The organism is Aeromonas sp. FL131 (assembly GCF_049860615.1).
In the GTDB taxonomy this organism is placed as follows: Bacteria; Pseudomonadota; Gammaproteobacteria; order Enterobacterales; family Aeromonadaceae; genus Aeromonas; species Aeromonas hydrophila.
The window spans coordinates 2,820,238-2,844,915 of the sequence record NZ_CP187595.1; the positions used below are offsets into that span (position 1 = coordinate 2,820,238).

Here is a 24,678-nt window from a genome sequence, read left to right on the forward strand (position 1 = left end):
ATTTCACCCGCCGCAGAGCGGCCTGCGCCGGTTGCCATGAGCGGGGACGGCGCATAGAGTGAAACCAGAGCGGGGGCCAGCCCCCTGTTTTCCCATTTGCCCCGCATACCTGATCTTGCCTCAGGTACGTCATCAACCGCAGGAATGGCACCATGCTCCACGTGTTTGGTCACAAGAATCCCGACAGCGACAGTATCTGTACCGCTCTGGTTGCCGCCGACTGGCTCAATCGTCAGGGCCGGGCGGCCCAGGCCTATGCCCTCGGTGAGCCCATTGCGGAAACCCGCTTCATTCTGGAAACCGCCGGCGTTGCCGCCCCGCCTCTGCTGCAGGGCAGCGTGGCCAACAAGGAGGTGTTCCTGGTGGATTTCAGCGAGCTGGAGCAGGGCCCAGAAGGGCTGGCTGAGGCGGACGTGCAGGGCCTCATCGATCACCATCGCATCGGTACCCTCATCACCCGGGGCCCGCTCGATGCCTGGATCCGGGCCGTCGGGTGCAGCGCCACCGTGCTGCTGGAGCTGATGGGCTATGACACCCTCTCCCGCGCCCAGGCTCGCCTGCTGCTGGGGGCCATCATCAGCGATACCTTCAGCCTCACCTCGCCCACCACCACGGCCCGCGACCGCGCCGCCGTCCATGCCCTGCTGCCGCTGGCCGAACTGGCGCTGGAACCCTTTGCCCAGACCCTGCTGGAACGCCGCACCCAGCTCGGTGACGCCCCCATGACCGAGCTGCTGGCCGCCGACGAGAAGGCCTACCAGATCGCCGGCTACCAGCTCTATGTCAGCCAGATCTGCGTGATGGATCCCGCCCAGCTGCACAGCCGCCAGGCCGAGCTGGAACAAGCCATGCAAGAGCGGCTGATGCAGGACGAGCTGGATGCCTATGTGTTGATGCTGACCGATCTCGCCCAGGGGGGCAGCCAGCTCTACTTCGCCAGCAACGGTATTCTGCCCGAGCAGCCGACGCATCTGGTTGGCGCCGTCAGCCGCAAGAAGGAGGGGCTGCCCTGGCTGACCCGCTATCTCTCCGGCGAGCAGATCTGACCCCAGGCGGCGGGTCGGCCTCTGCCGACTCGCCGCCCACTCCTCTTTTCAACCCCCTCACCACCTGCCTCACCGGCCCATTCACGGTGCTTTCCGACCAGGCAACTCATGCTTTGCTCACACTTTTACCGCCTCGTACCCCATTTTCCCGCCAAAACCCGGTTTTCCTTCATTTTCCATTCAACTCAATCTGTTATGATGATGTAAACGAACATGGCCTGGCGATGCATCACCGACACGAGGTGACGCCTGCCGCACAGAGAGCCAGGTTCGTGCTATGCGACACATAGCGGGCACACAGTGGTATGGGACAGGTCGTTTGTCCCGGGTGACCCGCGCCATGCCAAGGGAGAACTGCTTATGACCTCAACCAATATTGTGCTGTTGCTGGAAGGCAAGGATTACGAGCAGGAGACGCTGGCCAAAGCGAGTCAATTGGCACAAGCCATGGGGGGCGAGCTGACCCTGTTGCACCTGACCCACAGCAGCAAGATGCGCCGCAAGAGCCTGTCGCTGTCGGAAGAGGAGCGCAGCGCTCAGGGCACGCTGGATGCCAAGGCCATCATCAGCGAGCTCATCACCACCCTGCAGCACCCGGTGGATTACCAGTGTCTGGTGGTCGATGACGTGGTGCCCGACCTGAAACGCTGGCTGGCCGCCAACCCGACCGATCTGCTGCTGGTCGGCAGCCGCCACCACTGGATGGAAGGCTCCCTGGCCCGCCTGCTCATCTACAAGCTGCCGATCGACATCCAGATCTGCCACGAGCCCTACAGCGAGCAGCTCAAAGCCGTCGGTTGATGACCGGGGTGCCCACCCGTGAGGTGGGCACCCTGTTGCCAGCTCCCTTTCGGGGTCCTTCTTACCCCGCCATCCCCTGCTTGTCCTCCTCATAGCCCCGGCCTAATGACAAGGCTATCTACATGTTTCCTTACATATTCATCGCTGTTTTTTAAGCCTCGTTTGCTGCAGGATATTGCCCTTGCACGCCTTCGTTCGCTTCTTTCAGGTGAAACATGAACATAACTCCCCAGCAGAGAAAAATTGCCCTGCTCGCCCTCGTCCTCTTGCTCGCCATCGGCTGGCTGATCTGGCCGAGCAAGACGCCCGAGCCGGTGCTGACCGCCCAAGTGACCCGTCAGGATGTGGAGCAGACCGTGCTGGCCAGCGGGGTACTGCAGGCCATCGAGCAGGTGGACGTCGGTGCCCAGGTCTCCGGCCAGGTCACCTATCTCGCGGTGGAGGCGGGCCAGAAGGTCAAGCAGGGGGATTTGCTGGCCGAGATAGACCCGCTCATCGCCCAGAACAACCTCAAGACCGCCGAGGCGGATCTCGCCAGTCGCCGCGCCCAGCTCAAGATCAAGCAGGCCCAGCTCAAGCAGAACGAGCTGAGCTGGCGCCGTCAGCAGCAGATGTTCAGGCAGGAGGCGAGCTCGCGCGCCGATCTGGAGAGCGCCGAAGCCCTCCTGGCCGTGACCAGGGCCGAGCTGCAAAGTGCCCAGGCCGAGGTCGAGAATGCCCAGATCAAGGTGGAGCGCACCAAGACCGAGCTCGGCTACAACCGCATTCAGGCCCCCATGGATGGCACCGTCGTCAGCATTGTGACACGTCAGGGGCAGACCCTGGCCGCCAGCCAGACGGTGCCGACCCTGCTCAAGCTCGCCAACCTGGAGACCATGACGGTCAAGGCGCAGATCTCGGAAGCGGACGTCACCCGGGTCAAGGCCGGCATGCCGGTCTACTTCACCCTGATGGGAGACCCGGATACCCGCTACCACGGCACCCTGCGCACCGTCGAGCTGGCCCCCACCAACATCAACGAACAGGCCACCAGCACCACGGCCACCAGCAACGCCGCCGTCTACTACTACGCCCTGTTCGACGTGCCAAACCCGGATCACACCCTGCGGGTCGCCATGACCACCCAGGTCACCATAGTGCTCGGCGAGCGCAAGCAGGTGCTGACCATTCCGCAGACCGCCCTTGGCAAGAAGCTCGGTGAAAACGAGTACGAGGTCACCCTGCTCAAGGAGGACGATCAGAAGGAGACCCGCCGCATCAAGACCGGCATGAAGGACGACATCAAGATCGAAGTGGTCAGCGGCCTGAGCGAACAGGAGAAGGTCACCCTGGGTCAGGGCAAGCCAGCCAGCAACAATGACGTGGAGATCATGCTGTGAGCGAGCCGCTGATCCAGCTCAAGGGGATCGAGCGCCGCTACCAGAGCGGGGAGCAGGAAGTGACCGTGCTCCATCCGCTCGACCTCACCATCGAGGCGGGGGAGATGATCGCCATTGTCGGCGCCTCCGGCTCCGGCAAGTCGACCCTGATGAACCTGCTGGGCTGCCTCGATCGGCCGAGCAGCGGCCAGTACCTGTTTCGCGGCCAGGATACCGCCACCCTGGATGCCCTCTCCCTCGCCCGGCTGCGCTGCCACCACTTCGGCTTCATCTTTCAGCGCTACCACCTGCTGCCGCACCTCAATGCCGCCGCCAACGTGGAGATCCCGGCCGTCTATGCCGGTACGCCGCGGGCCGAGCGCCAGGCCCGCTCCCAGACGCTGCTCACCCGGCTGGGGCTCAGCGATCGCAGCCATCACACCCCGAGCCAGCTCTCCGGTGGCCAGCAGCAGCGGGTCAGTATCGCCCGGGCGCTGGCCAACGGCGGCGAGGTGATCCTGGCGGACGAACCGACCGGGGCCCTCGACAGCCAGAGCGGCAAGGAGGTGATGGCCATTCTCAAGGAGCTCCACGCCCAGGGCCACACCATCATACTGGTGACCCACGACATGGAGGTGGCCAGCCACGCCGACCGGATCATCACCCTGAAAGATGGCCGGGTGCAGGAGGACAGCGGCCGCAAGCCGGCGGCCGTCCCCGTGACCCCGACCGCCGCCCCTGCCGGCAAGGAAGGGGCAGGCCACGACTGGGATCGCTACCGGGAAGCGGCGCGCATGGCGCTGCACGCCATGCTGGCCCACCGCATGCGCACCTTCCTCACCATGCTTGGCATCATCATCGGCATCGCCGCCGTGGTGAGCGTGGTGGCGCTCGGTCAGGGGGCCCGCGCCAAGGTGATCGATCAGATCAACGCCATGGGCACCAACACCATCGACATCTTCCCCGGCAAGGATTGGGGGGATGAGAAGGCGGCCAGCATCCAGACCCTCAACAAGCGGGATCTCGACGCCCTGCTCGGTCAGCCCTACCTGGAAGGGGCCAGTCCCCAGATAGCCGCTCCCGGCCAACTGCGTTATCGCAACAAGACCAGCAGCGGCAGCATAGTGGGGGTCGGCAACGACTTCTTCCGGGTCAAGGGGATGAAGCTCACCAACGGCCGGTTGTTCGACGAGCGCGACATTCAGAACCGGGCGGCGGTGGCGGTGGTGGACGGCAAGACCATCGAGAGCCTGCTCGGCAAGCAGGATCCCGTCGGCCAGGTGGTGCTGGTCGGCACCCTGCCGGTGCGCATCATCGGTGTGGTGGAAGAGGAGACCGGGTTTGGCCGCAGCAGCCAGTCGGTGAACGTCTGGCTGCCCTACAGCGCCGTGATGAGTCGCCTCATCTCCCAGAACCACTTCAGCCAGCTCACCATCCGGGTCAAGGACGGGGTGCAACCGGCGCTGGCCGAGCAGGCCGCCATCGAGCTGCTGACCCAGCGCCACGGGGTGAAGGACTTCTTCACCTTCAGCAGCGACAGCATCATCAAGTCGGTGGAGAAGACCACCGCCACCATGACGCTGCTGGTCTCCGCCATCGCGGTGATCTCCCTCATCGTCGGCGGCGTCGGGGTGATGAACATCATGCTGGTGTCGGTGGTGGAGCGTACCCGCGAGATCGGCATTCGCATCGCGGTCGGCGCCCGCCAGTCGGACATACTGCAGCAATTTTTGATCGAAGCGGTGATGGTGAGCCTGCTGGGCGGCATGCTCGGGGTCGGCGTCTCCCTCTTCATCGGCCTGCTCTTCTCCCTGTTCGTAGAGAGCATCCAGATGCACTTCTCGCTCTTTTCCATCCTGATGGCGTTTGGCTGTTCCTCGCTCATCGGGATCCTGTTTGGCTATCTGCCCGCCCGCAATGCTGCCCGGCTCGACCCGGTCGAGGCGCTGGCGAGGGAATGACGATGTACCACTTATCCAAACTGGGGCTCTGCCTCACCCTGGCGTTCGGTCTCGGCGCCTGCAGCCAGCAGAGCAGCTATCAGCGGCAAGAGCTGGCGCTGGTCGACCACTGGCAACAGCCGGACGACGGCCTCACCCGGCAGCAGGCCGGACCCTGGTGGCAAGGCTTCCACGACCCCGAGCTGGATCGGCTGATCGAGGCCGTGCTGGCCGCCAACCCGGACATGCAGGTAGCCGGCCTGCGCCTGCGCAGTGCCCTGCTCGGCGCCGATCTGGCCGACACCAACCTCACCCCCTCGGTCAATGCCGGCATCGGCGGCAATGGCACCAAGGATCTGAACAGCGGCAAGGCCAGCGGCAGCATGGGCCCCTCCCTGACCCTCGGCTACGAGGTGGATCTGTGGGGCCGGCTCGCCTCGGTACGGGATCAGGCGAGCTGGGAGGCCGAGGCCTCCGCCCAGGATCTGGCGGCCACCCGCCTGATGCTGATCGGCAAGGCGCTGGAGCAGTACTGGCAGCTGGCCTATCTCGGCTCGGCCATCACCCTCGGCCAGCAACAGCTCGCCAACTATGAGCGCGCCGAGCAGCTGACCCAGGCCAAGTACCGGGCCGGCGCCGTGACCCGGCTCGACCTGGTGCAGGCCAGCCAGCAGAAAGCCGGCAAGCAGGCGGAGCTCAGCTCGCTCCTGATGCAGCAGGAGCAGGCCCGCAATGCCCTGCGGCTGTTGCTCGGTCGCAGCAGCGGCCCGCTGGCATTCGAACCCAAGGCGCTGCCGACGGCCCCCATCCCCACGCTGGCGGTCGGCATTCCGGCCGATGTGCTGGCGCGGCGCCCCGACGTGCGCGCCGCCGAGCTGCGCCTGCGCAAGACCCTGGCGAAAGGGGACGAGATCCGCACCGGTTTCTACCCCACCCTGAGCCTGACCGGCGGGGCCAGCAGCAGCTCGGATACCCTGACCCAGGTGCTGCAAAACCCGGTGGGTACCCTGGGCGCCACGCTGGCGCTGCCCTTCCTCGAGTACAACAAGACCCGGCTCGCCATCGCGGGCTCCAGGCTCGATTACCAGATAGCCGAAGCGGAGTTTCGCAAGCAGCTCTACAGCGCACTGGTGGAGGTGGAAGATGGTCTGGCCGCCCGCCACCACGGCGAGCAGCGCCTGAGCTACCAGGCCGAACAGCTGGACTTTGCCAAGGAGGCGGAGCGGCTGGCCAGAGCCCGCTACCAGGCTGGCGCCACCGGGGTACAGCCCTGGCTGGATGAGCAGAACCGGTTGTGGGATGCCGAGCTCGCCCTGCTCGGCCAGCAGAAGGAGCAGCTCAACACCATGGCCAGGATCTACAAGGCACTGGGGGGGAGCGATCGCAGCTGACCCGCCTTGTCTCATGCCCTCGCACCGCGCGAGGGCATGAGGCATCCCCTTACTTCTCCCCTTGTGCGCCTTTTCCCCTCGACCAGGGTCTGACCGCTGGCGCACAAAGCAATTGATAATAATTTTCATTTAATGAAAAATGGGCGCCATTATCAGTCAGGAGTATGCCCATGTCCCAGTCCGCCCCGGTCAATCGTCCCCGTCTGCTCACGGTCAAGCACATTCAGGATGTGAGCCCGCACCTGCGCCGGATCTGCCTGACCAGCCCGGAGCTCGCTGACTACCCCTTCACCTGTGGCGGCGCCCATATCAAGATCATGCTGCCCCAGCCGGGCCAGGCCCATGCCGTACTGCCCACCCCCACCCCGCAGGGGCCGCGCTGGGAAGATCCGAGCCAGCGCCCCATCATGCGTACCTTCACCATTCGCGCATTTCGCCGCGAGGCGCTGGAGCTGGATATCGACTTCGCCCTGCACGGCGATGGCGGCCCCGCCAGCCGCTTTGCCAACGAGGTCAAGCCAGGCGACCTGCTGGCCATCTCGGGCCCAGGTGGTCCGGACCCCATGCTGCAGCCTGCCAGCCACTACTACATGGTGGGGGATCTCACCGCCCTGCCCGCCATCAGCGCCATGGCCGAGGTGATGCCCGCCGATGCCCGTGGCCACATCGCCCTGCTGGTGCCCTATCAGGAAGATGTGCAGGATCTGTCGCTGCCCGCCGGGGTGACCCTGCGCTGGTTTGTCGGCTCCCCTGAAGAGACGGCGCCGCTGGTGGAGTACTTCACCTCTCTGCCGCTGGAAGAGCAACAGAGCTACTTCTGGTTCGGCGGGGAAGAGGGATTGGTGGTCCCCATGCGCCGCCACGTACGGCGCACGCTCGAGGTGGATCGCACCCGGGTCTACGCCGTGCCCTACTGGCGCCATGGCAAGGATGAAGAGGCCTATCACCATGCGCGTCACGACGTGATGGACAGCTGAATCAGCTGATTTTCCCCTGAAATATCAAGCTCATGGTCTACCGGCCATGGGCTTGATTGCCATTGGTGCAATGCCACCCGCCTGCTCTCCCCCCCATTCTGGTATGCCGCTCGGTTGTGCTTGCATTTGCGGCCGACAACAAGATAATGATAATCACTCTCAACAATAACAAGTGATGACGCCCCATTGCAGCTCCCTCGTCCGGGTCCCGGTGTGGAGTGCACGTCATTCACTCCATTTGCACAGCAAGGTAATCCAGATGGCAGTCTTGAACTCGGTAATGCGCGCCTTCGCGGTGGAGGCTCTCCCCACTCCTGCCGACCTGTTGGCACTTCACCCCTGTCCCGCCGACCTGGCAACCCGGATCGATCAGCACCGTCAGCAGGTTCGCCAGATCCTGAGCGGGGAAGACGATCGCCTGCTGGTGGTCATCGGTCCCTGCTCCATTCACGATCCCCTCGCCGCCCTCGATTACGCCCGGCGGCTGGCAGTGCTGGCCCACGACTATCGGGATCGGCTGCAGATAGTGATGCGCACCTATTTCGAGAAGCCCCGCACCACGGTGGGCTGGAAGGGGCTGGTGTTCGATCCTCATCTGGACGGCAGCAACGACATAGGCCATGGCCTGCAACTGGCACGCCAGCTGCTGCTCGACATCAACCGGCTGGGGCTGGCCACCGCCACCGAGTTTCTCGACACCACCAGCTTCCTCTACCTGGCCGATCTCATCAGCTGGGGAGCGATCGGCGCCCGTACCACGGAGTCACAGGTGCACCGGCAGCTGGCTTCGGCCCTGCCCTGCCCCATCGGCTTCAAGAACGGTACCGATGGCAACATCCGGGTGGCCATCGATGCCATCCAGGCCAGCGAAGCCTCCCACCTGTTTACCACCCCCGGCAGCCAGGGCGGCATGGTGGTGATCAAGAGTGAGGGCAACCCGGCTGGCCACATCATCTTGCGCGGCGGTACCCGCCCCAATTATCACCAGAGCGACGTGGAAGAGGCGGCCGAGCGGCTGGCACGGCAGGGGCTCACGCCCCGACTGATGGTGGATTGCAGCCACGGCAACAGCCAGAAGCTGCACAAGAACCAGATCCGGGTGGCAGGAGAGCTCTGCCGCCAGCTGGGGGAAGGCAGCGATGCCATCGCCGCCGTCATGGTCGAGAGCTTCCTGCAGGGAGGCAGCCAGAAACCGGCGCCGCTGACCGAGCTGGTGTATGGACAGTCAGTCACCGACGCCTGCCTGTGCTGGGACGATACCCAGACCCTGCTCGCCATGCTGGCAGAGGCCGTCGAGACACGGCGCCAGCACCCTGGTCGGACACAACCGGACATCGCCCGCTGGCATGCCCAGCTGGCCAGTTGAACGACCATCAGCAATAAGGCTCCCACAACGGGAGCCTTATTATTTTGCCGATATTCCTGCCCTGTCGACCGCTCTGGTCTACCGATTAAATGACCAGCTCACTCTTTTTCCATGCAAAGTACGCTGACATTTGGATCCGGCTGGAATTAATAATATGTTGGCTCAGGTATTACCCACTGCAGGCCACAGACAAGCAGTTCCCCCCAGTCAGAGAAGATAACCACGCCGTAAAACTCGGCGGGTTGCGGAACAAAAATGAGGCGCGCCTTGCGACTGACTTAGTGCGTTTCCCATTGCCACATCGTCAGCCAGCTAATACCTGACGGGCTATATGAGTCCAGATATGGCTGACATTCCGATGATCACGATGACAACTAAAGCGCGCACAGGGAGCCATCGGTACGACCATCTGCAATTAATCATCCCATCATGGGGCGACCAATCGACGTGCAAAGTGACGGTCTGAATGCGACACAATAAGTGTCGTATCAGGGAAGTTGGGGAATTGACAGAAGATATTTTTGGTGAGCACAAATAATAATGCCGCCTCATGGGCGGCATCATTCATGACTGATCCCGTGGATCAGATCAGGAAATCATTCAGATCCTTGCCCAGTGCCACTTGTTCGGCAATGGCTTTCGGCATGCGGCCCTGACCGGTCCAGGTTTTCTCCTGGCCATCTTCCTGGTACTTGTACTTGGCAGGACGCGGGGCGCGCTTGCTCTTGGTCGCACCAGCAGCGGCAGCCGGGGCGGCGGCGCTGTTCAGCAGCTCACGGGGGTCGATACCGGCCTGCTGCAGCATTTCAGTGAACTCGCTCAGCTTGCGCTGACGCTCTTCCTGTTCGGCACGCTCTTGTTCAACAGACTCGGCACGCTCGTTATATACCAGCTCGAACTTTTCTTTTGCTTCTTGCAGCTGTTCAAACGGCAATTCACGGATGGCAGCGCGCAGGCTGCGAATGTTCAGCAGAACTTTCAGAAACTCGTTCATTACTTCCTCACAGAATTATTTTTGTTTGTCACAGGGATAACACAGCTTGAGAATAGCACGGCTGTTTGATGACAACATAATGATTTTATAGCCGCTGTCACTTTCTTAACAAAAAAGAGCGGCTGAATATACCGCTGACTTTATTCAGCCATTCCCCATTACGTCACACCAGCTCATCTTTTGCCATGCAATTCCCCATACCTGGTATGGCAAATAGCGCAGATGTACCCCGTTATATTTTCCATCACAGTTGCGACCGCTATTTTACAATTGGCCACGGTTGTTAAAACCTGACTCACCCACATGAGACTCAAGGTAGACGATTGACACTATATATTACCGGCAGCATCCGCTCGTTGCTGCCGGCAATGCAGCTCTGCAACCATGATCTGATCAGTCGCAGGGCGCTGGCGCCCTATTCCAGGATCAACCGCCGCCAGGGGCCGGTAATCTCGCAGTGGCCGGTTTCTGCCGTATTCTGCCACCCCAGTCGATGATAAAAGGCCAGCGCCGCCGTGTTGTGGGTCGCCACCTTGAGTGAGGCAGGCTTTTGAAAAGAGGCCAACCCGTGACTCAGCAGGGCCCGCCCCACCCCCTGCCCATGCCAGTCGGCCGAGATATACAGGTGGTGAACGAAGCTTTCATCTCCCCAGATGGAGACAAACCCGCAAGGCGCTCCCCCCTGCTCGGCCACCCAGATCTGCTCGCCCCGGGTCTGCTCGTCAAAATCTTCCAGCCTAAAATGAGCGGGATCGACCCAGTGAAACGTCTGCCGCCGCCCTTTGAGAAACAGCTGCGCCAGCTGGGGAATATCCGTCTCTTGCATGACTCTGATCATCAAAGCGTCCTTGTCATTGTGACTGCCTGACCCCACTCTCAATGGAACACAGGCACCATGTCAAATCGCACGGGCATAATAGTCTCCCGGCGATGGCAGGGGTGTGACACACCTCTGTCCATTTCATGAGCCATGGGACTATACTGCCTGAGTCCCATGTATGGATGGTTTGAGGCTCGCTGATTTATGGATAACAAGCAGATAGAAGGCAACATCTTTGTTCCGGCCCATATCGACGATGTCTGGCGCGCCTGGACAACCGAGAGTGGCCTGCGCAGTTTTCTTGCACCGGAGTGCCTGATGGTGCCCGAACCGAATGGTCCCTTCGAAATCTATTTCAGACCCGATGCCCCGCTGGGTGAACGTGGCAGCGAAGGTTGCCGGGTGATGGCCGTCATGCCCCACGACCTGCTCAGCTTCAGCTGGAATTTCCCGCCCTCCCTGCCCCACATCCGCCTGCAAAAAACCCAGGTCAGCCTGCGGTTCGTTCCGGAAGGCCAGGGCACCCGGCTCTACTTTCTGCAAACCGGCTGGGCCAACGACCCGGACTGGGATCAGGGCTACGCCTATTTTCGCGAAGAGTGGCTGGAAACCAGCCTGCCGCGCCTGCAATACCGCTTTACCCACGGCCCCATCGACTGGAACAACCCGCCGGACAAGCAGCAACTGAAATCCCTGGCTCAATAAGAGCCCATATAAAGAAGAACACCGCCAACTGGCGGTGTTCTTCTTTATGCAAGGTTGGTGCAGACGGGCTCACAACAGGGCGGCACCGTAGCGGTTGGGCAGAGTCGAGCCTTTTTGCAGCTTGAAGAAGAGCAGGATCAGGAAACCCAGCACCGGAATGGCCCCCACCAGCAGATACCAGCCGGTGCGATTGGTGTCGTGCAAGCGGCGTACCCCCAGCGCCACGGTCGGGATCAGCGTCAGCAAGCCATATACACCCAAGGGATAATTGAGCTGCTCAGGAGCGTTGAACGCCAGCGACAGGGCAACGCATATCACGGTATTGATCAGCAGGAACATGAAATATTCTTGGCGGGATGCCCGCCCGCTGAAATTGAAATAGTTTTTAAACGCATTGAAATACCAGTTCATAATTTACCTCTTGGCATTGCCAGATAGCTGATGGGTTGAAGGGTAATCTTCTCTTACAGTTATTGTTCAATATTCTAGTCAAAGCGAGTCACTTGAAAATATATTGATGAGCTGCTATCCGGCAATACAATAAACATTATTAAAAACTATTAACGGGCAACCTCGCATTGCACACTGGTTACCAATACTGCACCAGCCCTCCACTGCCCGCAGCCGGCTGGCCAGCAGCGCCTGACACGGCAGCACCGCCAGACTTGGTACTGCAATGGAGCGGTATGCATATAACCACTTGATTTTATGCATTTTAATAGTTTTTAACAATGTTCTCTCGTTGGCCCCAACTGGACCGGCCAGTTACTCTGCAGGCCACAACATCAGGTTATAACCCCTCCTGGTTCACAGGATTTAAATATGCGAACATGCTTGGCATTGATGATCTCATCAAGCCTTCCCAGCACCCGCCACCAGAATATAAAAACCCATCATGCTCTTGTTGGAGCCACTGATTTGGGGCTGCTGCCGCCCTCGAATAGTACGCTGACCATTATCATAAAAATAAGATAAATGATGACAGCAACAATTCTTTCAATCGCAATAAATTAAATAGTGAACAGGGAAGTGAAGCTACTGCCACACTGGCTGAATATGTATTTCAGCTGGTCGATGGTTGGCAAAACGAGCATGGCAAGCACGCCTTTTTTACCGTCTGACACCTTCTTCGCGTGTCACTTCAGTGGTGCTGGCACCTTGTTCGGCATGTATGTAGTCCATTGAGCAGCACCATCCTGCCACGGGGCGAGCGCTTGTTCATCCAGTGCCCGCCCCTTGCCTTTCACACTCGTGGGGAGCCAGCCTCTGCTGCTCCCATCTATCCCTTGACAAGGGGGGGCGCCCCCGTCAGATTTCACTCTCTACCTATTAATAAGCAACATCATCTGCGAGACGATCACCGCGCCATGGATCCGGATCACGCCCCTCACCTGCATGCCTTCGGTCGCTTTGTTCTGGATTCGAAACAGCTCACCCTGACCCGCTCCCAGGATGGGAACCTAACCAGCGTGCGTGTGTCTGCTGCGGAGGCACGACTGCTGTACTTCTTCCTGACCCATGCCGGCAGCCTGCACAGCAAGGAGACCCTGCTCACCATCGGTTGGGACGGACGACCGGTGAGCGCCAGCTCCCTGCCCGTGGCCATTGCCAACTTGCGCCGCTATCTGGATACCCCGGAGCAGGAGGCGGTGATCCGCACCTTGCCCCGCCAGGGCTATCTGTTGATGTTGTCGCCCGCCGCCATGCAGCCCATCCCCACAGCCAGCACGCCCCCCCTGAGCGAACCTGCTGCCGACCCAGCGCTCTTGCCGGAGGCGGGCGAGCCTGTCGCCACCGAGCCCGTTGCCGCTTCCCGGGATACCGGGCCCATCCCTTTGCCACGCTGGCAACAACGTCTGCTGCTCGGGGTGATGGGGCTGTTTCTCGCCTTGCTGCTGCTCACCGGTCTCTACCTGAGCGCGACCTGGGTCTCGGTGCGCTGCGAACCGGTCGGTCAGGGCACGCTCTGCCGAACCCAGAAAGCGGCATCCCGTCTGCCCACTCCGGCTGCCGGCGAGATCTGGCTGATGGTCGGGGAAGATCAGGCCAAATTCGAGGAGAAGAAGCCATGAGACGCGCCGCTCTGATCCGCCTGCTCTTCGGGCTCAGCGCCACCGGCATGGTGCTGGCGGGCCTGGTGCTCATCAACAGCCTGGGCTGCAACTACGAGATGCATCTCTCCTCCAAGGAGGCGGATTACTACGCCGTCTGCCGGGCGGGGAAGTTCACCGTCATCGAACGCGACCGCTACACCAAGGCGAAGTGGATGGTGAGCGCCTATCAGGCGGTGCTCGGCAACCAGCTCATCTTCCTGGTGACGGATCGCACCCTCATCGAGCGACCCGACAAGCAATCGGCGCTGAGCGACATCAATCAGGTGGAGGGCACCTTCAGCATGCCTCTCAACTACGGTTGGCAGATGATCACGCCAGAGCAGATCGCTATCTTCCAGCACTCGCCCCACCCCGAGCTATTGCAGGGTCACTTTGAGGGCTGGCTCGACTTCTACCACAGGTTCTGGCCGGCCACCCCGCTGCGGGCGCAGTAACCACTGACTCGCAGCCTGTGCTCACAGGCGACTTAGCCGCAAAACAACAAGGCCACCCAGGGGTGGCCTTGTTGCTATGGACTGCCTGGCAATCACACCCCCAGTCGATCGCGCAAGGTATACCAGGCGGCGCCGGCGGCGGTGAAGGGGATGCGGAACAGGCGGCCACCCGGAAAGGGGTAATGGGGCAACTTGGCGAATGCATCGAAGCGCTCCGCCTGACCGCTCAACACCTCGGAGAGCAGCTTGCCCGCCAGATGGGTACAGGTGACGCCATGGCCGCTGTAGCCCTGCATGTAGTAGATGTTGGAGCCGATACGGCCAAACTGCGGCAGACGCGACAGGGTGAGCAGGAAGTTGCCGGTCCAGGTGTACTCCACCTTGACGTCCGCCAGTTGCGGGAAGGTTTTCAGCATCTTGGGGATGATCAGCCGCTCGATGTCCGCCGGATCCCGCGCCCCATAGACCACGCCACCGCCATAGATCAGCCGGTGATCACCGGAGGTACGGTAGTAGTCGAGCAAGTAGTTGCAATCTTCCAGGCAGTAGTTTTGCGGCAGCAGCGAGCGGGCCCGCTCCTCCCCCAGCACCTCGGTGGCGATCACCTGGGTGCCGCAGGGCATGCTCTTGCCGGCCAGCTCAGGCACCAGATTGCCGAGATAGGCGTTGCCGGCCACCACCACGAAGCGCGCCTTCACCGCCCCCTTGGCGGTCTTGACCAGCGCAGGCGTGCCCGGGGTGATGCTGATGACGGCAGACTGCTCGAAGATCTTGCCCCCCTGCAAGCGGATGGCTTCCGCCTCCCCCAGCGCCAGGTTGAGAGGGTGGATGTGGCCGCCGCTCTTGTCGAGCAGGGCACCGACGTAGCGATCGCTCGCCACCACCTCGCGCACGCCGTCGGCATCGAGCAGCTCCAGCTTGTCGTTGCCCCACTTCTCCCAGCGCGCCTGCTGCGCCTTGAGCTCGTGCAACTGCTTCTCGGTCTCGGCGGCAAAGACACCGCCCTCCTGCAGATCACACTGGATGTTGTAGCGCTTGATCCGCTCGCGGATGATCTGGCCCCCCTCAAACAGCATGGAACCGAGCAGCCTGGCCTGATCTGGTGGGCAGTTCGCTTCTATGGTGTCGATGTCACGGCTGTAGGAGTTGACGATCTGGCCGCCGTTGCGACCGCTGGCGCCAAAGCCCACCCGGGCCGCCTCCAGCACCACTACCGAATAGCCCTTTTCCACCAGGTGCAGCGCGCTGGAGAGGCCGGTATAACCCGCCCCGATGACACAGACGTCGCACTCCAGCTGTTCGGTCAACGTCGGATAGGGCGCGTGTTTGTTGGCACTGGCTGCGTAGTAACTGTTTACATGTTCGGTCATGATCCCTGTTTCCTTACCGGTTCTTTTCCCAAACGAGACGATGTCTCGGCACTAGAAGTTGGCCGGGGTGTGGGCGCTGACGATGCGGCAGACCTGCCCCGACGGATTGCTGAAACTGTGGGGCTCGCCCGTGTCGATCACGTAGCTGTCCCCGGCGCTGAGTGGATAGGCCTGGCCCGCCACCGTCAGGATCACAGATCCCTCCAGCACGGTGCCCACCTCCTCCCCCAGATGCGTGACCTGGCCGCCGGTGTCGGTACCGGGGGCGTAAGTCTCCAGCATGAAGCCGAGCTGGCGGCGGTTGTTGCCGTTGTGCACCAGCTTCATCGAGACCCCCTGGCTGCCCAGCTCGATCAGCTGCTCGGCCTTGATCACCACGCTCGGCGTACCGCCCTCCTCTTCCGCGAAGAAGCGCGACAGCGGCAGCTCATAGACACTGAGCAGTTTTTGCAAAGAGGCCACCGAGGGGCTCACCTTGTCCTGCTCTATCATGCAGATGGCGCCATGGGTCAGCCCGCTCAGCTCGGCGACCCGTCGCTGGGAGAGCCCGAGCCGCCGGCGGGTCGCCGCCAGACGCTCGCCCATGCTCTGCGCCACGCCCTTGTCCGTCATGGGGTTGTCGGTCATGGACTGCCAGCGCGTCTCGCCCTGTGGTTGCTGCATTCGGCCACCTCCCTGTGTGCCTGTCAGGTGCCAGCTGGGCACCCGGTTAAAATAGCGAGTCAATCCAACCGGCCTGTTTGTTATCCTGCACAGTGCATACCGTTCATTATTTTGCACACCCTGCACCGCAAAAACCGGTAAAATCGCTCCAACAGCTCCATTTCTAGCATGCAAGACACAGTTTACTCAAATATATTTAACACTTGAAAAACATTTCAGCTCAATTTATGGTCTTCCTGTGCTTATTATTCTATACGGTGGCGGCACAGGATGAGCCGGCCCCCTGACCCACAATCGAGGCTTGCTATCTATGTCAGCATCACAACCCGCACTCTCCCTGATCAAATCCCTTGCCTATATAGATGGCCGCTGGTGTGAAGCCGGCGGCGGACGCCGGTTCGAGGTGCACAACCCGGCCACCGGTCAGGTCATTACCCAAGTGCCCGACATGGACGAAGGCGACACCCGCCGCGCCATCGCCGCCGCCCACGCAGCCCAGCCCGGCTGGGCCGCGCTCACCGCCAAGGAGCGCAGCAACCGGCTCTACGCCTGGTTCGAGCTCATCATGGCCAACCAGGAGGAGCTGGCCCGCATCATGACCTGCGAGCAGGGCAAGCCGCTGGCCGAGGCCAAGGGGGAAGTGGCCTATGGCGCCAGCTTCATCCAGTGGTTCGCGGAAGAGGGCAAACGCGCCTACGGCCGCACCATTCCGGGTTTCTCCAGCGATCGCCGGCTGGCCACCATCAAGCAGCCGGTCGGGGTGGTCGCCGCCATCACCCCCTGGAACTTCCCCATCGCCATGATCACCCGCAAGGCGGGCCCGGCGCTGGCCGCCGGTTGCACCATCGTCATCAAGCCGGCCGCCGAGACGCCGCTGTGTGCCCTGGCGCTGGCGGCGCTGGCAGAGCAGGCGGGCATCCCGGCCGGGGTCATCAACATCGTCACCAGCCATCAGGCTGCGGCGGTGGGCAACGAGCTGTGCAACAACAAGACGGTGCGCAAGCTCTCCTTCACCGGCTCCACCCGCATCGGCAAGCTGTTGATGCGCCAGTGCGCCGACACCATGAAGAAGCTGTCGCTGGAGCTTGGTGGCAACGCCCCCTTCATCGTGTTTGACGACGCCGATCTCGACGCCGCCATCGCCGGCGCGCTCGCCTCCAAATACCGCAACGCCGGCCAGACCTGCGTCTGTGCCAACCGCATCCTGGTGCAAGCCGGCATCTACGACGCCTTCGCCGAGAAGCTCACCGCCGCAGTCAAGGCCTTCAAGGTGGGCGACGGCATGAACGAGGGCACCCAGATAGGCCCGCTCATCAACCCGGCCGCCGCCAGCAAGGTGGCCGAGCTGGTCAAACAGGCCACCGCCGCCGGCGCCGAGCTGCTGCTGGGGGGCGAAGCCCACCCCGCCGGCCCGCTCTTCTACCAGCCCACCATTCTGGGCAAGGTCGATAAAACCAACCCCATCCTGCAGGAGGAGATCTTCGGCCCGGTGGCGCCCTTGGTGCGCTTCGAGACCGAAGCCGAGGCCATCGCCCTGGCCAACGACACCCCCTATGGTCTGGCCGCCTACTTCTATGGCCGCGACATCGCCCGCGTCTGGCGGGTGGCCGAGCAGCTCGAATACGGCATGGTCGGCATCAACGAGGGGATCATCTCGACCGAATTGGCCCCCTTTGGCGGTATCAAGGAGTCGGGCCTCGGCCGTGAAGGGGCGGCCGAGGGGCTGGAGGAGTACCTCGAGACCAAATACCTCTGCTTCGGCGGCATCCGCTAGGCAGCCACATCTTGCGCCGGCGGCCGGGCCTGCAACAGGGGCCCGCCACCCGCCGGCGCAGCCATATCAGTTCACAAGGACGAAGTGAGTGCTCCCAAGGGGCCTCGCCACATTGAGACAGGGGCCCCCGGCCCCTCAGGGAGGAAAGATGAGTCAGTCAGCATCAAACAAGGCGTGGCAAGCGCGCCGCGAAGCGGCCGTGGTCAATGGCGTCGGCACCCTGCTGCCAGTGTTTATCGAGCGGGCGCAAAACGCCGAGCTGTGGGATGTGGAGGGCAACCGCTACATCGATTTTGCTTCCGGCATCGCCGTGCTCAACACCGGCCACAACCACCCGAAAGTGGTGGCGGCGGTACGCGCACAGCTGGAAAAATTCAGCCACACCTGTTTCCAGGTCACCCCCTACCCCGGCTATATCGAGCTGGCGGAAAAGTTGAATGCCCTGGTACCCGGTCCCACCCCGAAGCGCACCCTGTTTCTCTCCACCGGCGCCGAGGCGGTGGAGAACGCCATCAAGATCGCCCGCGCCCACACCGGCCGCAGCGGCACCATCGCCTTCAAGGGGGGCTTTCACGGCCGCACCATGATGGGGATGGCGCTCACCGGCAAGGTGGTGCCCTACAAGACCGGCTTCGGCCCCTTCCCGGGAGAGGTCTATCACCTGCCCTTCCCGAGCGACTACCTGGGGGTGAGCGAGGCCGATGCGCTGGCCGCGCTGGATCTCTGCTTCAGCGCGGATATCGAGCCGACCCGGGTCGCCGCCATCATCATCGAGCCGGTGCAGGGAGAAGGGGGCTTCTACCCCGCCTCCGCCAGCTTCATGCAGCGCCTGCGCCAGCTGTGCGATCAGCACGGCATCCTGCTCATCTGCGACGAGATCCAGAGCGGTTTCTGTCGCACCGGCAAGACCTTCGCCACCGAATATGCCGGCATCGAGCCGGACATCATGACCCTGGCCAAGAGCCTGGCTGGCGGCTTCCCGCTCTCCGCCGTGGTGGGCAAGGCGGAGGTGATGAACGCCGCCAAGCCGGGTGGTCTGGGCGGTACCTATGCCGGCTCCCCCATCGCCTGCGCCGCCGCCCTGGCGGTGCTGGAGGTGATTGAAGAGGAGCAGCTCAACCAACGGGCCCAGGCTCAGGGCGAGCAGATCAAGGCCCGCCTGCAGCAGCTGGCGGAGCGCTTTGACTGCATCGGTGACATCCGCGGCCCCGGCGCCATGGTGGCCATGGAGCTGGTCAAGCAGCGCGATGCGGCCAGACCGGATGCCGACCTCACCAAGCGGCTGGTGGCCGAGGCGGGCAAGCGTGGGCTGGTGCTGCTGGCCTGCGGTGTGCGTGCCAACGTCATCCGCTTCCTGGCGCCGCTAACGGCCTCGCCGGCCCTCGTCGACGAGGGGCTGGATCTGCTCGAGCAGGCCCTGCTGGCAGCCCAGGGCTGATCAGAACCGCAACATCCGCTCATCAGTGCAAAAAAATGCGTTTTTGCCCCCTTGATATGCTTGTCAAGGGGGCAACACGAATGCACAATGCGCCGCCGCAATAAAGGACCGACCACTTGCTGAGTCAGGTTCTTTTTTTGCGGCAAACAAATCCACAACGAGGCCGGAACCGACCGGAAATGATAGCGAGATGGATTGCCATCTCACGACACCCGCTTCTCTAGTGAGGAACACCATGGGGTATTTCACTGCTTTCCTGCCGGCCCACGCCGGTCTGCGCCGCGTCTCTGGCGCCCCCTATGCCCAGGTTGATACCGTCAGCCTGATCCCTTCGGCCCGGATTGAGGGGAAAGCACAATGAATGCCCAACCCGTCGGCCTGAAAAAAAGCCTCAAACTGTGGCACGTGGTCATCATGGGGCTGGCTTACCTGACCCCCATGGCCGTGTTCGACACCTTCGGCATCGTCACCGAGATCACCGAAGGGCATGTGCCCACCGCCTACCTGTTCGCCCTCATCGGCATGCTGTTCACCGCCATGAGCTACGGTCACCTGGTACGCAAATTTCCCTCGGCAGGCTCCGCCTATACCTATGCCCAGAAGGTGTTTCACCCTTACGTGGGTTTCATGGTGGGCTGGGTCTCTCTGCTCGACTACATGTTCATGCCGATGATCAACATGTTGCTGGCCAAGATCTACATGGAGGCCCTGTTCCCGAGCGTGGAACCCTGGACCTACATCCTCGGTCTGGCCACCGTCATGACCCTGCTCAACCTGCGCGGCATCAAGCTGGTGGCCAACTTCAACAGCCTGATCGTCATCATGCAGTTCAGCATCATCGCCGTCTTCATCGGCCTCATCGCCTGGGGTGTCTACCATGGCGAGGGGCTCGGCACGGTGGCGAGCAGCCGTCCCTTCTTCTCCGAGCACATGAATGTGGCCCCTCTGCTGACCGGTGCCTCCATTCTCTGCCTGTCGTTCCTCGGCTTTGACGCCATCACCACATTGAGCGAAGAGACCCCGGACGCCTCCCGGGTGATCCCCCGCGCCATCGTGCTGACGGCGCTGATCGGCGGCGTGCTGTTCATCTCCGTCTCCTACTTCCTGCAGCTGTTCTTCCCGGACATCTCCCGCTTCCAGCAGCCGGATGCGGTGCTGCCGGAGATCGCCCTCTATGTGGGTGGCAAGCTGTTCCAGGCGGTGGTGCTGGTCTGCACCACGGTGGCGGTGCTGGCCTCCGGGCTCGCCTCCCACGCCGGCGTGTCGCGCCTGCTCTACGTGATGGGGCGGGATCGCGCCCTGCCGAGCCGCTTCTTCGCCTACGTTCACCCGACCTGGCAGACCCCGGCCCTGAACGTGCTGCTGGTGGGGGTACTGGCCCTCTCGGCGGTGTCGTTCGACCTGGAGATGGCGCTGGCGCTGATCAACTTCGGCGCCCTGGTCGCCTTCACCTTCGTCAACCTAGCGGTGATCGCCCACTTCTACGTCAAGCTCGGTCACAACAAGACGCTGCGGGACCATCTGGTGTTCCTGCTGCTGCCCCTGTGCGGGGCCGCCTGCATCGGCGTGCTCTGGCTCAATCTGGAGCCGGCCTCCTTCGAACTGGGGCTGATCTGGGCCGCCCTCGGCGCCCTCTATCTGCTGCTGCGGCTCACCGTGTTCCGGGTCCAGCTTCGCCGGCCCGAAACCGACGCCTCTTAAGCCTTCTTTGTGTTCATAGCGCCCGCCCTCTGCGGGCGCTTTTTTTTTACCCCTGTCAGCCCTGCGCAACAGCCTTTTTCGCGCGTGACCTGCGTCGCTGCAGCCCCCGTCAACACTGGCTGCCAGCCCGGTGCCGCAGCCCGACCTGACCCAGGTCAACAAAATCCCCCGACCGGGGCTTTTTTGCTTGTGTCCTCCCCCCCCTGAGGGCACAATACGCCGCCCCTGAGAGCCGATGTTTTTTGCAGCATCGGTTCTTCGTTTTTTAGGGGAAAACCACATTCACCAAGAGGCCGGACTTTGTACCGGAATTGATATCGAGATTGCCAGGCAATCTCCCGACGTTGTGAGGAAAAACATGGGGCATTTCACTGCTTTCCTGCCGGTGCCCGCCGGCGTACGCCACCCGTCTGTGCCGCAGACCGGCGTCCCCTGTGTCCAGCGACGCGCTGCGTCCCTGATCCCGTCCCCCTTCGCCAACCTGGCGATCGCAGAGGAGAAAGCGTGATGGCCGGTGCCAAGCTGCTCAAGACGCTCACCCTCTTCCAGGTAGTGGTGATGGGTCTGGCTTACCTCACACCCATGGCGGTATTCGATACCTTTGCCATCGTCGGTGACATTACCGAAGGCCGCGTCGCCACCGCCTATCTGCTGGCGCTCGGCGGCATCCTGCTGACCGCCTTCAGCTACGGCCATCTGGTGCGCCGCTTCCCCTCCGCGGGCTCGGCTTATACCTATGCCCAGAAGGTGTTCACCCCCTACATCGGTTTCATGGTCGGCTGGTCCTCCCTGCTCGACTACATGTTCATGCCGATGATCAACATCCTGCTGGCCAAGATCTACCTGACCGCCATGTTCCCCGGCGTCGAGCCCTGGATCTTCATCTTCGGTCTGGTGACCGTGATGACCTTCCTCAACCTGCGCGGCATCAACCTGGTGGCCAACTTCAACGGCGTCATCGTCTTCATCCAGCTCGCCATCATCACCGTCTTCCTCGGCCTGATGGGCTGGGGCATCTATCACGGTGAAGGGGCGGCGACCCTGCTGAGCAGCCGGCCGTTCCACTTCGAGTCGGCCGGCATGGTGCCGCTGTTTACCGGCGCCACCATCCTCTGCTTCTCGTTCCTGGGCTTCGATGGCTTGAGCTCGCTCTCCGAAGAGACCCCCAACGCCGGCAAGGTGATCCCGCGCGCCATCGTGCTGACCGCGCTGATCGGCGGCATCATCTTCGTGGCCGTCTCCTACTTCCTGCAGCTCTACTTCCCGGATCTGGCCCGCTTCAAGGAGCCGGACGCCGTGCTCCCGGAGATCGCCCTCTACGTCGGCGGCACCCTGTTCCAGAGCGTGGTGCTGGTGTGCACCACGGTGGCGGTGCTGGCCTCCGGCATGGCCGCCCACGCCGGCGTATCGCGCATCCTCTACGTGATGGGGCGCGATCGGATGATCCCGGAGCGGGTGTTCGGCTACATCCACCCGAAATTCCGCACCCCGGCCATCAACGTGCTGATGGTGGGCGCCCTGGCGCTCTCCGCGGTGTCGTTCGATCTGGACATGGCGCTGGCGCTGGTGAACTTCGGTGCCCTGGTGGCCTTCACCTTCGTCAACCTGTCGGTCATCGGCCAGTTCTGGGTGCGCGAGAAGCGCAACAAGAGCCTCAAGGAGCACCTGCTGTTCCTGGTGCTGCCGCTGCTGGGCGCCGCCACCATAGGCGCGCTCTGGATCAACCTGGAGCAGAGCTCGCTGGAGCTGGGCCTGATCTGGGCCGGCCTTGGCGTCACCTACCTGTTCCTGCGCCTCGCGGTGTTCCGCATCCCCTTCCGTCAGTACGAAGAGGCGGCCGACACCCAGTAAGGGCGACGAGCAGACGCACAAATGCAGAAGGGGAGCCATGGCTCCCCTTCTTGCTGTGCACGCCGCGCTCGCGGCCCCACCCAAAGCAGGCAGGCTGATCAGCCCTGATTGATCACCGCAGTGGCGGCCGCCTTGAGCGGATCCTTGGCCACCGCCTTCACATCCTGCTGGGTCTGCTTGAGCTGCTGGCCGGCCTGATTGACCTTCTGCTGGGTCCCCTGCAGCTGGCTCTTGCCCTCTTTGAGGCCGGCAGTTTTCTGGTCCAGCACGTCCTGGGTGTTCTTCTTCACCTCGGCCTTGGCCTTCTCTTTCTGCTGGCGCACCAGCTTGTCGGTGTCGCAGTTGCCCTTGACCCCCAGGGTCGCATTGAGCGCCTCGTTCTTCACCGCCTTGTCGAGGTTGCACTCGGATTTGAACACGCTCGCCTGCACACCGGCAGACAGCAGACCCAGGGACAGACACAGCACCCATGCACGCATAACAACATCACTCTCGTTGAGGGAAGGAAAGGGGGCAGCATAGCGCCCTGGCTCCCGGCTGCAAGCCGCGCGGGGGATCTGTGGCCAAACCGGCCGGGATCCCGGCCAGCTCCGACACCTCCTGTCCAATGGACCCCGCCGTCCATGTCATCAAAGCATCACAAAAGTGTCACTTTGTCATATTTCTGTCATGGAGCCTTGGTCTAATGCGCCCGTCCATTTTCACGCAGACTGTCCCAAGAGGCTTCATGCACAGCACCCCATCTTTCGCACAACAGCAGACCCGTCGTACCGGCCCACTGTTCAACTGGCTCGCTGTCATCACTCTGATCTACCTGATCCTGGTTGCCGTCGGCGCCGTCTCCCACGGCTTCAAGGGCTTCTCCGGCGGCGCCGAGGGCGCGGCCCAGATCTTCGCCTTCGCCAGCAACCCCTTCGTCGCCCTGCTGCTCGGCATCCTGGCGACCGCCCTGGTGCAATCCTCCAGCACGGTGACCTCGGTCATCGTCGGCCTGGTGGCCGGCGGCCTGCCCATCGGCATGGCCATCCCCATGGTGATGGGCGCCAACCTTGGCACCACCATCACCAACACCATCGTCTCCCTCGGCCATATCCGGGATCGGGGCGAGTTTCGCCGCGCCTTTGCCGCCGCCACCGTGCACGACTTCTTCAACCTGCTGGCGGTGTTCATCTTCCTGCCGCTGGAACTGATGTTCGGCCTGCTGCAAAAGAGCGCCGAGGCGCTGGCCGACCTGCTGGCGGGCTCCGCCGACATGTCGATGCAGGGGATGGACTTCATGAAGCCGCTGCTCGCCCCGGCCCTCACCTTCATCGACGGCCTGGTGGCCTTCCTGCCGGGCAAAGGGCCCGCCATCGCCACCATCTGCATCGGCATCCTGCTGATCCTCGGCTGCGTCACCTGGCTCGGCAAGGTGCTGCAACGGGTGCTGGTGGGCCGTGCCAGGGATCTGCTGCACCGGGCGCTGGGCCGCGGCCCGCTGACCGGCATCGCCTCCGGCACCCTGGTCACCGTGATGGTGCAGTCCTCTTCCACCACCACCAGCCTGATGATCCCGCTGGCCGGCGGCGGCGTGTTCAGCACCCGTCAGCTCTACCCTTTCACCCTGGGCGCCAACATCGGCACCACCATCACCGCCCTGCTGGCCGCCACCGCCATCAGCGGCGCCGGTGCCAAGCTGGCGCTGACCATCGCCCTGGTGCACGTGCTGTTCAACCTGTTCGCCGTGGTGCTCATCTACGGAGTGCCCTGCCTGCGCGAGCTGCCGGTCAAGGCGGCCGAGGGGCTGGCCCGGGTCGGCAGCGAGAACAAGCTGCTGGCGCTCGGTTACGTGGCGGGCCTCTTCTTCGCCCTGCCCGCCCTGATGATGGTGGCCGCCAAGTAACGACAGGGGCCGGGGGATGCGCTGCGTCCCTCGGCTCTGGCTCTAACTCTGGC

Annotated in this window: 23 protein-coding genes; 17 read left to right on the forward strand and 6 right to left on the reverse strand. The window is 62.6% G+C overall.

The window, feature by feature from the left end:
- Positions 1 to 152: 152 nt before the first annotated feature.
- The 7 genes from ACPW75_RS12985 (at position 153) to ACPW75_RS13015 (ending at position 8,879) form a co-directional block, all read left to right on the forward strand.
- Positions 153 to 1,046, forward strand: a complete 894-nt coding sequence (locus ACPW75_RS12985; RefSeq protein ID WP_077097629.1) for a DHHA2 domain-containing protein — start codon at positions 153 to 155, stop codon at positions 1,044 to 1,046.
- A gap of 360 nt (positions 1,047 to 1,406) precedes the next feature.
- On the forward strand, positions 1,407 to 1,847 hold the full coding sequence (locus tag ACPW75_RS12990; protein ID WP_011706786.1) for a universal stress protein: 441 nt from the start codon (positions 1,407 to 1,409) through the stop codon (positions 1,845 to 1,847).
- Positions 1,848 to 2,062: 215 nt separating this feature from the next.
- The gene (macA, locus tag ACPW75_RS12995) at positions 2,063 to 3,226 is read left to right on the forward strand and encodes a macrolide transporter subunit MacA (RefSeq protein WP_029304088.1); all 1,164 of its coding nucleotides are present in this window, start codon (positions 2,063 to 2,065) and stop codon (positions 3,224 to 3,226) included.
- Positions 3,223 to 5,166, forward strand: coding sequence for a MacB family efflux pump subunit (locus ACPW75_RS13000; protein ID WP_043159667.1), 1,944 nt, complete (start codon positions 3,223 to 3,225; stop codon positions 5,164 to 5,166). Before macA ends, ACPW75_RS13000 begins: the two co-directional genes overlap by 4 nt.
- Entirely contained in the window at positions 5,163 to 6,536 is a 1,374-nt protein-coding gene (locus ACPW75_RS13005; RefSeq protein WP_077097627.1) for an efflux transporter outer membrane subunit, read from the forward strand. The genes ACPW75_RS13000 and ACPW75_RS13005 overlap by 4 nt, the downstream gene beginning before the upstream one ends.
- 170 nt (positions 6,537 to 6,706) lie before the next feature.
- Complete coding sequence (locus ACPW75_RS13010; protein ID WP_011706790.1) at positions 6,707 to 7,513, forward strand: siderophore-interacting protein; 807 nt, start codon at positions 6,707 to 6,709, stop codon at positions 7,511 to 7,513.
- Positions 7,514 to 7,772: 259 nt separating this feature from the next.
- Positions 7,773 to 8,879, forward strand: a complete 1,107-nt coding sequence (locus ACPW75_RS13015) for a 3-deoxy-7-phosphoheptulonate synthase (protein ID WP_179101505.1) — start codon at positions 7,773 to 7,775, stop codon at positions 8,877 to 8,879.
- Between the two features lie 583 nt (positions 8,880 to 9,462).
- Here the strand turns inward: ACPW75_RS13015 and ACPW75_RS13020 are convergent.
- Both ACPW75_RS13020 and ACPW75_RS13025 read right to left on the reverse strand, forming a co-directional pair.
- Positions 9,463 to 9,873: an H-NS family nucleoid-associated regulatory protein gene (locus ACPW75_RS13020; protein ID WP_017410727.1), complete on the reverse strand. Its 411-nt coding sequence runs from the start codon at positions 9,871 to 9,873 to the stop codon at positions 9,463 to 9,465.
- Between the two features lie 415 nt (positions 9,874 to 10,288).
- A complete protein-coding gene (locus tag ACPW75_RS13025; RefSeq protein WP_179101504.1) occupies positions 10,289 to 10,711 on the reverse strand; it encodes a GNAT family N-acetyltransferase in 423 nt (140 codons plus the stop codon).
- Between the two features lie 186 nt (positions 10,712 to 10,897).
- Between ACPW75_RS13025 and ACPW75_RS13030 the strand changes: the two genes are divergently transcribed.
- Positions 10,898 to 11,398, forward strand: coding sequence for an SRPBCC family protein (locus tag ACPW75_RS13030; RefSeq protein ID WP_011706794.1), 501 nt, complete (start codon positions 10,898 to 10,900; stop codon positions 11,396 to 11,398).
- Positions 11,399 to 11,467: 69 nt separating this feature from the next.
- Here the strand turns inward: ACPW75_RS13030 and ACPW75_RS13035 are convergent, their stop codons facing one another.
- Complete coding sequence (locus ACPW75_RS13035; protein ID WP_011706795.1) at positions 11,468 to 11,809, reverse strand: DUF805 domain-containing protein; 342 nt, start codon at positions 11,807 to 11,809, stop codon at positions 11,468 to 11,470.
- Between the two features lie 956 nt (positions 11,810 to 12,765).
- Between ACPW75_RS13035 and ACPW75_RS13040 the strand changes: the two genes are divergently transcribed.
- Positions 12,766 to 13,470: a winged helix-turn-helix domain-containing protein gene (locus tag ACPW75_RS13040; protein WP_425904314.1), complete on the forward strand. Its 705-nt coding sequence runs from the start codon at positions 12,766 to 12,768 to the stop codon at positions 13,468 to 13,470.
- A complete protein-coding gene (locus ACPW75_RS13045; RefSeq protein WP_045789332.1) occupies positions 13,467 to 13,946 on the forward strand; it encodes a hypothetical protein in 480 nt (159 codons plus the stop codon). Before ACPW75_RS13040 ends, ACPW75_RS13045 begins: the two co-directional genes overlap by 4 nt.
- A gap of 92 nt (positions 13,947 to 14,038) precedes the next feature.
- Here ACPW75_RS13045 and ACPW75_RS13050 read toward each other — a convergent pair whose 3' ends face one another.
- Both ACPW75_RS13050 and puuR read right to left on the reverse strand, forming a co-directional pair.
- Complete coding sequence (locus ACPW75_RS13050; RefSeq protein WP_024945092.1) at positions 14,039 to 15,316, reverse strand: NAD(P)/FAD-dependent oxidoreductase; 1,278 nt, start codon at positions 15,314 to 15,316, stop codon at positions 14,039 to 14,041.
- Between the two features lie 51 nt (positions 15,317 to 15,367).
- The gene (gene puuR, locus ACPW75_RS13055; RefSeq protein ID WP_011706798.1) at positions 15,368 to 15,979 is read right to left on the reverse strand and encodes an HTH-type transcriptional regulator PuuR; all 612 of its coding nucleotides are present in this window, start codon (positions 15,977 to 15,979) and stop codon (positions 15,368 to 15,370) included.
- Positions 15,980 to 16,289: 310 nt separating this feature from the next.
- Between puuR and ACPW75_RS13060 the strand changes: the two genes are divergently transcribed.
- From ACPW75_RS13060 to ACPW75_RS13085, 6 genes are all read left to right on the forward strand, one after another.
- Positions 16,290 to 17,753: an NAD-dependent succinate-semialdehyde dehydrogenase gene (locus ACPW75_RS13060; RefSeq protein WP_077096356.1), complete on the forward strand. Its 1,464-nt coding sequence runs from the start codon at positions 16,290 to 16,292 to the stop codon at positions 17,751 to 17,753.
- 148 nt (positions 17,754 to 17,901) lie between these two features.
- Positions 17,902 to 19,191, forward strand: coding sequence for a 4-aminobutyrate--2-oxoglutarate transaminase (gene gabT, locus ACPW75_RS13065; protein ID WP_077096357.1), 1,290 nt, complete (start codon positions 17,902 to 17,904; stop codon positions 19,189 to 19,191).
- Positions 19,192 to 19,426: 235 nt separating this feature from the next.
- Positions 19,427 to 19,552, forward strand: coding sequence for a hypothetical protein (locus ACPW75_RS13070; RefSeq protein WP_254902341.1), 126 nt, complete (start codon positions 19,427 to 19,429; stop codon positions 19,550 to 19,552).
- A complete protein-coding gene (locus tag ACPW75_RS13075; RefSeq protein ID WP_011706801.1) occupies positions 19,549 to 20,892 on the forward strand; it encodes an APC family permease in 1,344 nt (447 codons plus the stop codon). The genes ACPW75_RS13070 and ACPW75_RS13075 overlap by 4 nt, the downstream gene beginning before the upstream one ends.
- Positions 20,893 to 21,250: 358 nt before the next feature.
- Positions 21,251 to 21,400, forward strand: a complete 150-nt coding sequence (locus tag ACPW75_RS13080; protein ID WP_162847489.1) for a hypothetical protein — start codon at positions 21,251 to 21,253, stop codon at positions 21,398 to 21,400.
- On the forward strand, positions 21,400 to 22,743 hold the full coding sequence (locus ACPW75_RS13085) for an APC family permease (RefSeq protein WP_077096359.1): 1,344 nt from the start codon (positions 21,400 to 21,402) through the stop codon (positions 22,741 to 22,743). Before ACPW75_RS13080 ends, ACPW75_RS13085 begins: the two co-directional genes overlap by 1 nt.
- 98 nt (positions 22,744 to 22,841) lie before the next feature.
- Here ACPW75_RS13085 and ACPW75_RS13090 read toward each other — a convergent pair whose 3' ends face one another.
- Complete coding sequence (locus tag ACPW75_RS13090; protein ID WP_179101427.1) at positions 22,842 to 23,222, reverse strand: hypothetical protein; 381 nt, start codon at positions 23,220 to 23,222, stop codon at positions 22,842 to 22,844.
- A gap of 248 nt (positions 23,223 to 23,470) precedes the next feature.
- Between ACPW75_RS13090 and ACPW75_RS13095 the strand changes: the two genes are divergently transcribed.
- Positions 23,471 to 24,625: a sodium:phosphate symporter gene (locus ACPW75_RS13095; RefSeq protein ID WP_077096361.1), complete on the forward strand. Its 1,155-nt coding sequence runs from the start codon at positions 23,471 to 23,473 to the stop codon at positions 24,623 to 24,625.
- Positions 24,626 to 24,678: the final 53 nt, after the last annotated feature.

What these genes read in the sequence shown, in the direction of transcription:
- ACPW75_RS13080 (WP_162847489.1), top strand. Translation starts at nt 21,251, where the DNA reads ATGGGGCATTTCACTGCTTTCCTGCCGGTGCCCGCCGGCGTACGCCAC.
- ACPW75_RS13050 (WP_024945092.1), bottom strand. Translation starts at nt 15,316, where the DNA reads ATGACCGAACATGTAAACAGTTACTACGCAGCCAGTGCCAACAAACAC.
- ACPW75_RS13005 (WP_077097627.1), top strand. Translation starts at nt 5,163, where the DNA reads ATGACGATGTACCACTTATCCAAACTGGGGCTCTGCCTCACCCTGGCG.
- ACPW75_RS13085 (WP_077096359.1), top strand. Translation starts at nt 21,400, where the DNA reads ATGGCCGGTGCCAAGCTGCTCAAGACGCTCACCCTCTTCCAGGTAGTG.
- ACPW75_RS13035 (WP_011706795.1), bottom strand. Translation starts at nt 11,809, where the DNA reads ATGAACTGGTATTTCAATGCGTTTAAAAACTATTTCAATTTCAGCGGG.
- macA (WP_029304088.1), top strand. Translation starts at nt 2,063, where the DNA reads ATGAACATAACTCCCCAGCAGAGAAAAATTGCCCTGCTCGCCCTCGTC.
- ACPW75_RS13045 (WP_045789332.1), top strand. Translation starts at nt 13,467, where the DNA reads ATGAGACGCGCCGCTCTGATCCGCCTGCTCTTCGGGCTCAGCGCCACC.
- ACPW75_RS13020 (WP_017410727.1), bottom strand. Translation starts at nt 9,873, where the DNA reads ATGAACGAGTTTCTGAAAGTTCTGCTGAACATTCGCAGCCTGCGCGCT.
- ACPW75_RS12990 (WP_011706786.1), top strand. Translation starts at nt 1,407, where the DNA reads ATGACCTCAACCAATATTGTGCTGTTGCTGGAAGGCAAGGATTACGAG.
- ACPW75_RS13010 (WP_011706790.1), top strand. Translation starts at nt 6,707, where the DNA reads ATGTCCCAGTCCGCCCCGGTCAATCGTCCCCGTCTGCTCACGGTCAAG.
- ACPW75_RS13030 (WP_011706794.1), top strand. Translation starts at nt 10,898, where the DNA reads ATGGATAACAAGCAGATAGAAGGCAACATCTTTGTTCCGGCCCATATC.
- puuR (WP_011706798.1), bottom strand. Translation starts at nt 15,979, where the DNA reads ATGCAGCAACCACAGGGCGAGACGCGCTGGCAGTCCATGACCGACAAC.
- ACPW75_RS13060 (WP_077096356.1), top strand. Translation starts at nt 16,290, where the DNA reads ATGTCAGCATCACAACCCGCACTCTCCCTGATCAAATCCCTTGCCTAT.
- ACPW75_RS13025 (WP_179101504.1), bottom strand. Translation starts at nt 10,711, where the DNA reads ATGATCAGAGTCATGCAAGAGACGGATATTCCCCAGCTGGCGCAGCTG.
- ACPW75_RS13090 (WP_179101427.1), bottom strand. Translation starts at nt 23,222, where the DNA reads ATGCGTGCATGGGTGCTGTGTCTGTCCCTGGGTCTGCTGTCTGCCGGT.
- gabT (WP_077096357.1), top strand. Translation starts at nt 17,902, where the DNA reads ATGAGTCAGTCAGCATCAAACAAGGCGTGGCAAGCGCGCCGCGAAGCG.
- ACPW75_RS12985 (WP_077097629.1), top strand. Translation starts at nt 153, where the DNA reads ATGCTCCACGTGTTTGGTCACAAGAATCCCGACAGCGACAGTATCTGT.
- ACPW75_RS13095 (WP_077096361.1), top strand. Translation starts at nt 23,471, where the DNA reads ATGCACAGCACCCCATCTTTCGCACAACAGCAGACCCGTCGTACCGGC.
- ACPW75_RS13040 (WP_425904314.1), top strand. Translation starts at nt 12,766, where the DNA reads ATGGATCCGGATCACGCCCCTCACCTGCATGCCTTCGGTCGCTTTGTT.
- ACPW75_RS13075 (WP_011706801.1), top strand. Translation starts at nt 19,549, where the DNA reads ATGAATGCCCAACCCGTCGGCCTGAAAAAAAGCCTCAAACTGTGGCAC.
- ACPW75_RS13070 (WP_254902341.1), top strand. Translation starts at nt 19,427, where the DNA reads ATGGGGTATTTCACTGCTTTCCTGCCGGCCCACGCCGGTCTGCGCCGC.
- ACPW75_RS13015 (WP_179101505.1), top strand. Translation starts at nt 7,773, where the DNA reads ATGGCAGTCTTGAACTCGGTAATGCGCGCCTTCGCGGTGGAGGCTCTC.